This is a genomic window from Bradyrhizobium sp. AUGA SZCCT0176 (assembly GCF_018130145.1).
Classification (GTDB): Bacteria; Pseudomonadota; Alphaproteobacteria; order Rhizobiales; family Xanthobacteraceae; genus Bradyrhizobium.
Map to the genome: position 1 here is coordinate 179,056 of NZ_JAFCMB010000003.1, position 11,979 is coordinate 191,034.

Consider the following 11,979-nt stretch of genomic DNA (forward strand, 5'->3'; position numbering starts at 1 on the left):
CGTTCCCGATCCCGGAGCGGATCGCTCGCTCGTCGGGCCGCCGGCGAGACGAACCGGGTCAAGACCGGTTCGTCCCGCGTTACAGCGGTCAGGATGCTGGCCGGTGCAGAACCTTCCAGGTGTTGTCCTTGGCATGGACGAACAGGAACGGCTTGATCGCCTCGCGATCAGCGGTACGGCCGACCTTGCCGAGCAGACCGTCGGTCTCCTTCAATGCCGCGAGCCCCGCGCGCATCTTCTCCCGGTCCGCGGCAACCGTGTCAGGCTTGCCCATGACCTTCTGGGATTCGATCACGTTCTTCAGGATGAACGCGATCTCATAGGCCGCCGCACTGTGCAGATCGGCGCTGCCGCCGAACTTCGCAACCAGTTCGGCCGCCTTGGTGGCTTCCGGCGTGACCGGCGCAAAGCTGGTCGGGATCACGATTCCTTCGGCCTGTACGCCACAGCCCTGCAGCGTTTCGATCGACGACGACGAGGTGAGGCCGATCAGCAGTTTCGGCTTGACGCTCTGGCGCTGCATTTCCTTGAGCACGCCGCAGGTCGTGAACGGATGGGCTGATATCGCCACCACGTCCGGATTGGCGCGCTTCATCTCGCGCACCTGGGTCGAGAACGTCGTGTCATTCAGAAGCCACTCGCCCTGCCCCAGCAGCTGGAGCCCGCTGGCTTCGGCCTGCGTCTTGATCACGCCGAAGGTGGCGTTGGAATGCGCGAAATCCTTTTCCACGCCGCCATAGATCGTCTTGACGTCCGGGTACTGCGTCTTCACCCAGGCGAACAACGACTTGTACATCTCGAACTCGCTCGGCACATTACGGAATGCCCACTCCGAAATCTTGGCAAGTCCGCCTTTCGCCGCGACATCGGCGATGATCGGAAATTGAAGCCCCGAGTCCGAGCTGTCGCCGACTTTCTTCTGCAGAATGCCGAACAGCGATTCAGCCACGTTCGAGCAGGTCGGCCCGACCGCAATGATCGCTTCCGTGGATGCGATGCGGCGCACGACCGAAATGCCTTCTTCGGCGTTGCAGCGGTCATCGTAATATTCGAGGGCGATTTTGCCCTTGGTGCCGTCACCGAGCGTGACGCCGCCGCCATTGTTGATTTGCTCGAGCGCCGCCTTCAGCGCCGCTTCGCTGTTGATGCCGAAGACGCGCACCACACCCGACTTGGCGCCGAAGCCCGCGATCTTGACCGCACGCTCCTGGGCCTCCGCGGCTGAAGCAGCGACCATTCCGGCAATGGCGCCCGCAGCCGCAACTAGAGTCAGAGATTTCTTGATCATGACGTTTTCCCTCCCGATCGGCGACCGCATCGTAGGCGGCGAAATCTGCAATTGTCCGGGACTTGGCGCCCGGTTTTAGTGCGGGAATATCGTCGTATAGCGATACCATGGATGGTTTCGCGAAACGATCGAATTGAGTGTCCGACACCGTAGTCTAACCTGTCAAGCCAATTGGCCGGGCGGGCCGGACCAAACGAGCACCTCTTTCCAGGTCTATTCCCGCCAGATCCCGAACTGCTTCTCGCGCATTACCGAACGATCGGCAAAGCTAACCGCATTGCGCAAAAGGATCTTGGGCACAGCATCGACAGGTGGCAGATTAGAACCGACACTGCGCCCTTCCAATTGCAGATCACTCCCGCGATGGCTCGTACCCCGGCCGAACTGATCGACGCCGCCGAATTCTGCCTGCAGCATTTCCGCACCGGTGGCTCCGCGATCACGACGTGAGCACCTTTCGCGGCGAACAGCCTTGCGGTGGCCAACCCTATCCCGCATGCAGCGCCGGTTACAATGACGATCTTATCTCCAAGGGACATGCCAGAATGGCTCCAAGGCTCTATCGATGTTTAAGAAGACGTGGCGGGGCGCCGAGAATTTCATCTATCGAATCGATGCTTCGCGCACCGAACCCCGGCCACCTCCGTGTCTCCAGCCAGGCCGCAGCTAACGAGATCTAACGTCTGAACGTCAACGGCCGCTTCGCGCCGTAAGCGGCCGATCACAAACGGCCGCTTGGGTGAGATCAACGGTCAAGACAGGTTTTGACGCTATAGTCTTCGGCTCGCTATATAGCGACGCGGAGGGCGGGATGGCGGAGAAACTGTCATGCCTACTCCTATCGGCAAAGACCGGCCACAGCCTTGGAATAAGGGGTTGCTCGTCGGCCAGAAAAGACCTCTCGAACCGAAGCATGTTTGGTCCATTCGAGTTCGCCTAGAGATCGCACGATCAAGGCGCGACCTTGCAATCTTTAACCTAGCGATCGACAGCAAGCTTCGCGCCTGCGACTTAGTCAAACTGAGATTGGACGACGTTTGCTCTGGACTAAAGGTGCGGCATCGAGCAACGATCGTCCAAAAGAAGACAGGACGGCCAGTCCAATTCGAGATCACGGAGCAATCGAGAAATTCCGTTGAAGCCTTGCTACTAATGCTCCGGACCACTGGTTCCCGATATCTGTTCCCAAGCCGACTTCATGCCAGCCCTCACATATCAATCCGCCAATATGCTCGGCTGGTGCATCGCTGGGTTAAAAGCATCGGCTTAGATTCGGCCTCTTATGGCACGCACTCGATGCGGCGTACAAAGGCCGCCCAGATTTATCGTAAGACCGGCAACCTCCGCGCGGTGCAACTCCTCCTCGGCCATACGAAGCTGGAGAGCACCGTCCGATATCTCGGGATTGAGGTAGATGACGCACTGAATATTGCAGAGCAAGTCGAGCTTTAATCACCCTACCACCGGCATCACGCCGGTGGTCGTTTCCGCGCCAATAGCTGCCCTTCGGAGTTTCGAGGTCCAACTTCCGGTTTACACCCGAAAGCAGACTCAACTCAGAAATTGGGGCATGTCCGAAAAGAGCCAACAGCGGACTCGTGCACCGCAGCAAATAGCACAATTGTTCGCTTAGTCCCGTTGGCGCGTCGATCCGCGTTACGGATCGATGAGCACTCCCGGGTTGAGCATGCCTTGTGGATCGAGTTCTCTTTTTGCTGCCCGAAGCGCGGCCGCGAAAAGTTCCGGGCGCTGGCGATCGTACCAAGGCCGATGATCACGGCCAACAGCGTGATGATGCGTGATCGTACCACCCGCCTCAATCAGCGCGTCGCTGGCCGCACTCTTGATCGCCTGCCACTGCTCCAGAAGCGCACCGTGGCGGCCGAGTGCGTGGAAAGAAAAATAGGGCGCGGGCCCGTCCGGATAGACATGGGTGAAGCGGCATGTGACCTCGCCTTTCAGGCCAGTCGCTTCGAGGATCGCACGCTCCGTCGCCGCCTTTACTTTGTCGTGGAAACTTTCGAACCGATCCCAGGTGATAGCGGTCTCAAACGTGTCGTTGATGAGACCGGCCGGTGTCAAAAACTCGCGCGCATATGGCATGCGAATAAATGCGTTCCGCCATATTCCTGCCGCGCCTTCGAGATGTGCATCGCCGGCTTTTGCGGCCTCCGGCGTCCCGCCATGGTCGGCGCAGCATTCGAGCGCACGTGCCATCCAGGCATCCGGCGAATGGTCGCCGGATTCAAAGCCGAGCACCATGACCGCGACACTACCGTCGGCCGCACCGGTGTTGAACGCCTCTTGCGCGTCAAGGATGCGGCAGTTCGATGGATAGAGGCCGGCCTGTGCGATGGCGCGCAATGCGCGTGCCGCACCGAAGAATGAATGGAAACGAACCGATGCGCCGGCACGGAATTTCGGACGTGGCTGCAATCGCATCCAGGCGCGCGAAATCACGCCGAGCGTGCCTTCCGAGCCTATGAGCATGCGGTCGGGGCTCGGTCCAGCACCCGATCCCGGCAATCGACGCGTTTCCAGTATGCCGCGCGGTGTCACGACGCGCAGGCTTTCGACGAAATCGTCTATATGCGTGTAGAGACTGGCGAAATGACCGCCCGATCGTGTCGCGATCCAGCCGCCAAGGGTTGAATATTCGAAACTCTGCGGAAAATGCCGCAACGTGACGCCGTGCGGCTTAAGCTGGTTCTCCAACGATGGACCATAGGTACCGCCCTCGATCAGTGCGGCGCGCGATATCTGATCTATCTCGACAACCTTACCGAGATTGCGTAGGTCAAGTGTGACGGCCGCCTTATAGCGAAGCCCATCGACTCGCGGCTCGACGCCGCCGCAGACGCTCGACCCGCCCCCGAACGGCGTCAGCGAGGCGCTGACACCACCGGCCCAGTCCATCACAGCGGAAATCTCTGCTTCGTTGCGTGGATATGCGACCACGTCGGGCGCGCTATCGTAGTCGCCGAGCATGGCTCGCACGTAGTCTGGATAGGATTTGCCGTAGGTGTGCGCGACCCGGTCGTAGCGTTCGCTCGTACAGAAAGCGGCAAGTGAGGTCGTCAGCGCAACGCGCGGCGCCCGCAGTGCTAGGTCCTCAAGACGCGGCACGGCTTTTGTCTCAAACGCATCGCACGCGAATTTCGCGTGGTAACGGCCGAGCACGAAAGCCTGCTCCTCAGCAGTCATGCCTTCGTCTTCGCGGCCCCAGCCGTAATGTTTTAACCTTGTACCGCTCATGGCATTCTTCCTGCTTTTTTTTGTCTGTGATTTCCGAGATAGCCGCGATATTCAGCACGCCGCTGCAGTTCTGAACATTACCTCAACGCGCGCTGAAGGTGAGGCCGGCGCGCTCCCTTAGACGCTTGCGCAATGCCGGACCCATCAGCGCGCCCGGCGTCCAGATGCCGCCCTCGCCCTGCACGTCGCGCACGAGACAGAGAGCGCTCTCGGCGATCATCTTGCTGGTCGAGCCGTAGCCCGGATCGCGGTCGCCCGTGACTACCACCTCGACCCGTCCGCCATCCGGCAGTTCGCCCAGGAAGAGGATGTCGTAGGAGCCCTTCTCGCGCTCTTCCCGAGTCGGGCCTGCGCCGGGTTTGAGACCGCCGGTCGCGACCAAGGAAACCATCGTGGCGAACGTCTCCGTCGTCACGCGAGCGAGTTCCCCAAATCCCGGCGCGACCATCATCTCGTCGTAAACAAAGTCCATGCCGTAGGGATGACCCAACAGCAAATTCGTGCGGTGCACGTTCTTGGTGTTGATCGGCGCCATGGGGAACGGCACGAGCCACACGTTCATGCGCGGGTCGTATTCGGGGATGAGGCCCGACGGCTGAGACGGCCCGGTGAACCCCGGCGTCAATGCGAAGGGATCGGTCAGCAGCCGCATCAGGGCCGGGTCGCGCGCGGCGGCGGCCAACGTCGCCCGAGCGCTCGCGGCGGTGCCGCCAGACATGCCGCCTTTCACGTTGCGCAGGCGGGCTTTGACCCGCCGCGCCGGGCGTCCGAATTTCTCGCGCGCCTTCTCCTGCAACGTGAGCACGCCGAGATCGAACGGGATGGAATCGAAGCCGCAGGAGAAGACGATGCGCGCGCCGGTCCGTTTCGCCTCTTCGTGATGGGCGTCGATCATGCGCCGCATCCAAGCCGGTTCGCCGCACAGATCAACATAGGCCGTGCCCGTGGCCGCGCAGGCCGCCACAAGCTCGGGACCGTGGAGCTGATAAGGCCCGACCGTCGTGATGATCACGGCCGCACGCGCGCACATCGAACGCAGGCTGGCCGGCTCGGCGGCATCCGCCTTAACCAAAGGCAAATCGTCCGGTGCGCCGATGTCGGCACGCACCTTCTGGAGCTTGTCGGTCGAGCGTCCCGCGATCGCCCAGGACGGAGCATCGTCGCCGCAATAGGACGTCGCCAGATATTCGGCGATGAGACGGCCAGTGTAACCCGTCGCGCCATAGACGATGAGGTCGAAGTCCCGCTTCACGACGTTGGTCCTCCTCGAGACCCGGGAGAGCTATCTTCAGTTCCGTGTGCAATCGCAGGACACGGGGACGCTCAGCACGAGCAGCAAGTGCCATTTGAGGGTCCGCCGCTTCATTGAACCGTCCCATCGCGTTTGATGGAGGATACCACAGTTCCTGCCTTGGGGCGCGCAACATCCGGTTGGGGTCAAACTCCGAAGTCCGGAGGTGCAACCGGGAAGTCGGCTTTACCCTCAATAACGGACAGCGTCAGCCGCGTCAGTCAGGTCCGAAAAGTGCCGTGGACCGGACGGCGTTGGGCGTCCCTGGACTTCGCGGCAGCCGTCACGTCCTATGGATTGGCTGGGGCAACCTGTGGCGCTACGTACGGCTCCATTCGGTGCACGATACCTTCCGCGTACAGTCCGTCTATTTCAGCCGGCGAAAGACCCAGCATCGTCGAGAGGACGTCCGTGGTGTCGTCGCCGATCGACGGCGCACCGCGCCAGATGCGGCCGGGTGTCAGCGACATCTTCGGCACCACGCCGAAGACTCGGATCGGCACACCAGACTGACGATCGAGTACGGGGACGGTCATTTCGCGAGCCGCATAGTGCTCGTCGTGATACTGGTCGCGCACGTTGAACACGCGAGCGCAGCCAATCTGAGCCGCGTTCACCGCGGTTTCCACCTCAAGTGCCGTATGCGCAGCGCAATAGTCGCGCAGCCGACGGTCGAGTTCGCGCCCCTTCTCCGAGTTGACCGCGACCGCGTCCTTCGAGCACTCGTCATAGCTGTACTCGACGGGATCAAGCCCGAGGAATCTCGGCACCCGATCGTAGATTGCGCCGCCGAGCGCGCCGATATAGACCCAGCCGTCGCTGCATTTGAACGTATCGTAGGGCTGGAAGCCCGCCGGCCGATTACCGGTATGCCCGGAGACCGCACCCTCGCCAGTGAAGATCGGCAGTGTATTGCCGTTGGTCTGGGCGACCGCTTCATATTGCGCGAGGTCGATCACCTGTCCCCGCCCGCTCTTCTTGACCTCCCACAGCGCCATCATTGTTGACGCCCACCCGGTTAGCGCGGTGACATAGTCGCCGGTATAGGATTTGGCGCGCTGCGGCGGACCAGCGGGGTCGCCGGTCAAATTCATCATGCCGCCGTAGGCCTGTGCGATCGCATCGTAGCCCGGTCGCCCAAGATATTCCTGCTTTCCGTACTGACCGTAGGTGCTGACGCGCACGATCACGAGACTAGGGTTGACCGCCAGCGCCAGCTCGTTGGTGATTCCGTTACGTTCGCATGTGCCGGGGGCAGACGATTCCATCCATACGTCTGAAATCTTCCACAGCGCCATCAATAGCTCGATGCCGCGCTCCTTCTTGAAATCGAGTCCCATCGACAACTTGTTCTTCGTGACTTCGGCCTCATCGCCTCCGTGGGGGCGCGGCCCGCGCACCAACTGCGGCGCGGTGAAGCGAAAAATGTCACCGCCCGGCTTCTCGACGTGAATCACCTCAGCGCCGAACTCTGCGAGCTTGGTGCCAATGTAGGGCTGGGCGATCAGCTGCCCGGTGCCGACCGCACGAATGCCCTCCAACGGACCGAATGCGGGCGTGACACACGGCGTTTTCGGTCGCTGAAGCTTCTTGATCCACTCCGGGATGGTGCTTCGAAGTTGCTCGATCTTGTCTTCGTCCTTCACAAGCCTTGGATCGTGCGGCATGCAACACCCCCCTGTTGTGGGCATCATGCAATCGAAAATCCCGGTTCAAATCAAGCTCATTCACAAGCGGCACGCGATGTCCGCCTTGGGTCATTCGCGTCGGTTTGGCCGAACCACGGCTACTTCCGGTCTACCCCGGTGACCGGACATTCTCAGGATAGGCAAGCATGTCTCAAAAGTGCCAACAAGAGACTCATGCATCGCAGCAAATTCGAGGATTCGATAGGCTATCCGATCCGCTCGACGCGAGGCTAGGTTTCACTAAGCGGAGTTGCCGCGCGAAGAATGGTCTCACCAGGCGGAAAAGCTATTTCCGAACGGCGAGCGCCAAAACGGCGAGCTGCGTGGGCGCGCGTAGCGGAATCCAGTCCCCGGACTGCGCCGCCGTTTATCGATGCCGCCTTGGGGCTCGCCGCTCAACAGCACCACGAAATCCGTGCCCTTGCCGGTTTCCGTGCTCAACGGCTCGTCCGTGACGATCAGGGAAGATCTCGGCGCAATATTGCCGATGCGATCCAATGCGTCCTGCGGAATGCTGATGCGGTCGAGCGCAGCCTTTGCGGTGCCGGGGTCCGTCGGCACCGGCTCAGCGTCGCGACCACGCTTCGCGCGCGCCCGGTCGTCCGGCTCAAGCGTGGCGCCGGGCGGACGACCGCCGCCCATTGAGACGGCGCTCCATCGCAACTTGGTATCGTCGCCCGAGTGTTCGACTGCGGTGAAGACATGCGTGCCGAATGGACGATCGGGATCTGCGATCGTGACCGGACTTTCAAGGATGGGCTTGAATGCCTGACGGACATAAAGCCGCTGGGTCTTGCGGCTGATCACCACCGATACCGGCTGCATTTCGCGTTCGACCTGGCGGGCCGCCTCGGCTGCCGCGGCCCGCGCCGTCTCCGCCGCGGCGGCAGCTTCACGCGCAGCAGTGACTGCATCGAGCCTCAGTTGCAGATCCGCGTTGGCGGCGTTCGATTGCAGCTGCAGCTCCGCGACCTTGACAGCGGCCTTTGCCTTGTCATCCTCGGCCTGCTCCTTTGCCTCCGCCGAGACAAGAGCGCCAAGTCTGGTCTCGGCAGCCGCCAATTGCGCCCCGGCTCTGCGCTTCAGATTTTCCGCCGCGCGAACCGGCTCCCTGGCGCGCGAGGCCTCCCGGAACGCCGTCTCCGCGGCCAGCCTCGCCTGCGCCGCTTTCCTCGCCGCCTCTTGTGCCTCTGCGGTGCGGGCGGCGGCCATGGCGCCGGCACCCGGTTTGGGCTGGAGCAGCAGCGGATGGACAAGCTCGACGGGCGTCACATCGCTTGGCGCCACGATCACCCGCATGCCCATCTTGGTCACGTCGAACAGCCGTTCGGCGAAGTCGAATGGCAGCCGGATACAGCCATGGGACGCCGGACGCCCCGGCAGGACACCGCCATGCAGTGCGATACCTGACCAGGTGATGCGTTGCATGTGCGGCATGAAGGCATCGTCATACAGGTTCGAGTAATGCTCCTCGACCTTCTGGATGACGCTGAATATCCCGGCGGGCGTCTCGCGTCCCTTCGAGCCGCTCGACACCGGCGCCCGCAGCATCCACCCCTTGGCGTCGTAGACGGTGATCCGCTGGTCGCGGAGCGAAACGATGGCCATGAGCGGCTCGCCCGCGCTGCGCGTCTCGATGGACTCGATCAAGCGTTCGCCGCTTCTCGCGTCCGCATCGTTCCCGGCCGCGATCAGCATGGCCAGACTCGCAACGGCAAGACACATGGGCCGCAGCCGCGTCTGCCTGCACTTCGAATTCGCACCACGAGACGTCATGCGCGCCCCATCTGATCTGGTCTACGCCACCTTGTATTCAGGTAGATTCACAACGTGGCGATATCAGGTCGGACTTGCCAACCTAGAACCGGCAAAAGCCGATGGCGCTCAAGCTCTGCGTGGCTTCATCTGCGGACCTGAGCCGCAACGCGCATCTTCACTTTAGGCCGCTCAGCCGAGGTGGTCCGCTTCGCGCTGGTATCTGCGCGCGCTGCCAGCCGGACGCGCTGCATCACCGACGATTCCGCTTGCTGAGTTTTCGCGCCCCCGCGGCGAGAGACATATTCCTTGCCGTCGACCGGCGCCACATGCGGCGGATCTCTACCGAGATACGGCCGCCCGATTCCAAACTCCTTGCCGTGTTCATCGATCCACTTCCAGAGCTTTTCGGTGGAGACCCATCGCTGCGCCCGGGTCGCGCCTTTGACGCTCACGATATCGGCCGCAAGTCCGTGGCCATAGCCGCCACGGAAACTGCCACCATGAAAGGATCTATCGGTCGCGGCCTTCAGGCCGCTTGCAATCGATTGACGATAGTCATCGCGGAACGCGCTGGTGATGCCGGGCGACAGCCCGGCCTGCTCCGCCGCGTGGAGCGCGTGAAAAAGCTTTAACCTGAAGCTCCGGTCCATGCCTCCGATCACGTAGTCCATCATCGGCATGCTGACTCGTTCCGCCGCCTTCGGATCCTTCCACGTGAAGTCCTGATCGACGAGCCTGGTGAAGGTTCTGGTGACGATCACGGTTTTGCGCTTCTTCTTGACCGTCACTTTCCTCTGCTCATGGACCTTGATGGTGTCCTCCTTGCGCGTGCGTTCGTAGAGCGCCCACAGGAATCGGTCGATGCAGATTTCCGCGGCCAGGCACTCTTCGCGAATTTCGAGGGTGCTCCCGGCGTTCTTGGGTTCGGCGAGCGCAGGATCTTGCTTGGGTTCGTCCAGCACGGGATCAGGCGTGTTCGCAGTTGCGACTTGCACGGGCGGTGCTTCGGGCGGCGGCACCCGCGTTGAATCGGGTAACGCGGCCTCGACCTTCGGCGGTTGATCCGAAATCGATTTCGGTTGATCCGGGGCCACTATCTTGCCGGCGTCCGTGCCCATCACCAATTCGGCGACCGTCGCCGTATCGGCGCTTGCGACATCGATGTTGCCCAATGCGGTTGCTTGCGGTGCGTCAACGACCTCGGCGGTGAGAGATGGTGAGCGGCGGTCCTCGATTGGCACTGCGGCGACTGGCATTGCGGCGCCGGCGAGCTCGATGCGGGTCGAACCGGGTCCCGCAAGCGAGGCGACGACCCAGCTGGCGAGACCGACCGTTCCGCACAGGGCCAACGCCACGTGTGCTCTTCGCCGCGGGTTCATCATCCGGTCGCCTCCACCAGAGCCAGGCCGCACGGCCAAGCATGCGACGACGATGAACCTTTGCATCAATTGTGGACGTGCAATGACGCAAACTGCGGCGTATCGATTTTCCCGGGAGGTGTCGCCGGAATGCAACGCGATGGAACATCGTATTTTAGCGAAAACTGATCAGCTTCGGGAACCCGCGACGGGCCCTAACCACGCACTCCGGCCCGGCGGGAGGACAACGACGATCGCGCCCGGCTTCACCCGATCCACGAGATCGATGACATCCTCGTTGGTCATACGGATGCAGCCGGACGAGATGGCATGGCCGATATATTCCGGCTGGTTGGTGCCGTGGATACGGTACAGCGTGTCCTTGCTGCCCTCGTAAAGGTAGATCGCCCGCGCACCGAGCGGATTAGCCGGACCGCCCGCAACGCGCTTGGGGTAAGGACCGAGCCGGGCCTGGATCTCCGCCGTGGGGATCCAGTCCGGCCATTCAGCCATACGGCCAACCGTGGCGACGCCGGACCACGCCTGCGCTTCCTCCCCAACCGTCACGCCGTAGCGGATCGCCTTGCCTCCCGGCAAAACGTAATACAGATAGCGTGCATTGCTATCGACCAGGATCGTGCCCGGCTGCTCCTTGCGCATGTAGTCGACAATATGCCGACGATAGGTCTCTGGAATGCTCGCCTGCGCATAAGGCGGGTGGGCCAGCAACTGCCGGTCCCTCGGGGTCAAACTGGCATTCGAGGACGGTGCGAGCGTCGATTGCATGCAACCGCCGAGGACAAACCCGAGCACCCCAAAAAGCAACAACGCCAGTCCGGACCTCGGCATGGCCTGTCCTCCAAAGCGTTACATTGGACCATCTGCTTCTCGAAAAGTGCAGAAATCAAGGCGTCGCTGGAAAGTAACGCAATAACGAGATCAGGTTGTTTGTCCATCGAACCGCGCTCAGCTCGTGCACTTGCGGACTGCAAAGCCGAGTCCTTCCAGACTCTCTTCAAAGACTTTCGAATGCTCCGCTTGAAGATCGGCAATGTCCAATAAGGGGTCCCGTTCGCGTCCGCTTGCCGGTCGGCCAACTACTTCCGGTCTAATCCGTCAACGGACATCGTCAGAGCCGGCCATCAAGTCTCAAATGTGCCAGAACCGGACGATGGCACGAAACGGACCACCAGCCGGGCCGCCCTGCTGATGTCCGACAATCATGCAAGCATTCTCTCCATCATACGGCCATTCTTTGAATAAGACTGAACGCAGTGTTGGCGACTGGCCGACCCGACGAATGGTCGACCGACCTCGACCTTGGGATGACGTTGGACGAAA

At 61.7% G+C, this 11,979-nt stretch carries 9 protein-coding genes and 1 pseudogene; 1 reads left to right on the forward strand and 9 read right to left on the reverse strand.

Annotated features, from left to right (window positions below):
- Positions 1-88: 88 nt before the first annotated feature.
- The 3 genes and pseudogenes from JQ600_RS09140 to JQ600_RS37215 form a co-directional block, all read right to left on the reverse strand.
- Complete coding sequence (locus JQ600_RS09140; protein WP_212263315.1) at positions 89-1,288, reverse strand: ABC transporter substrate-binding protein; 1,200 nt, start codon at positions 1,286-1,288, stop codon at positions 89-91.
- Positions 1,289-1,501: 213 nt separating this feature from the next.
- Positions 1,502-1,705, reverse strand: coding sequence for a hypothetical protein (locus JQ600_RS36775; RefSeq protein ID WP_249135772.1), 204 nt, complete (start codon positions 1,703-1,705; stop codon positions 1,502-1,504).
- A gap of 17 nt (positions 1,706-1,722) precedes the next feature.
- Positions 1,723-1,827 (reverse strand): annotated as a pseudogene (locus tag JQ600_RS37215) (SDR family NAD(P)-dependent oxidoreductase); the annotation flags it as partial.
- Between the two features lie 289 nt (positions 1,828-2,116).
- On the opposite strand from JQ600_RS37215, the gene JQ600_RS09150 reads away from it, so the two are divergent.
- Positions 2,117-2,740: a tyrosine-type recombinase/integrase gene (locus JQ600_RS09150; protein WP_212263313.1), complete on the forward strand. Its 624-nt coding sequence runs from the start codon at positions 2,117-2,119 to the stop codon at positions 2,738-2,740.
- Positions 2,741-2,944: 204 nt separating this feature from the next.
- On the opposite strand, the gene JQ600_RS09155 is transcribed toward JQ600_RS09150, so the two are convergent.
- From JQ600_RS09155 to JQ600_RS09180, 6 genes are all read right to left on the reverse strand, one after another.
- Entirely contained in the window at positions 2,945-4,543 is a 1,599-nt protein-coding gene (locus JQ600_RS09155) for an FAD-binding oxidoreductase (protein ID WP_212263312.1), read from the reverse strand.
- A gap of 82 nt (positions 4,544-4,625) precedes the next feature.
- A complete protein-coding gene (locus JQ600_RS09160) occupies positions 4,626-5,795 on the reverse strand; it encodes a trans-acting enoyl reductase family protein (protein ID WP_212263311.1) in 1,170 nt (389 codons plus the stop codon).
- A gap of 329 nt (positions 5,796-6,124) precedes the next feature.
- The gene (locus JQ600_RS09165) at positions 6,125-7,501 is read right to left on the reverse strand and encodes a CaiB/BaiF CoA-transferase family protein (RefSeq protein WP_212263310.1); all 1,377 of its coding nucleotides are present in this window, start codon (positions 7,499-7,501) and stop codon (positions 6,125-6,127) included.
- A gap of 291 nt (positions 7,502-7,792) precedes the next feature.
- Positions 7,793-9,298, reverse strand: a complete 1,506-nt coding sequence (locus JQ600_RS09170) for a L,D-transpeptidase family protein (RefSeq protein WP_312017246.1) — start codon at positions 9,296-9,298, stop codon at positions 7,793-7,795.
- A 125-nt stretch (positions 9,299-9,423) separates the two neighbouring features.
- Positions 9,424-10,794, reverse strand: a complete 1,371-nt coding sequence (locus JQ600_RS36780; protein WP_249135773.1) for a peptidase M15 — start codon at positions 10,792-10,794, stop codon at positions 9,424-9,426.
- A 33-nt stretch (positions 10,795-10,827) separates the two neighbouring features.
- Positions 10,828-11,487: a L,D-transpeptidase gene (locus tag JQ600_RS09180; RefSeq protein ID WP_212263308.1), complete on the reverse strand. Its 660-nt coding sequence runs from the start codon at positions 11,485-11,487 to the stop codon at positions 10,828-10,830.
- Between the last annotated feature and the right edge of the window lie 492 nt (positions 11,488-11,979).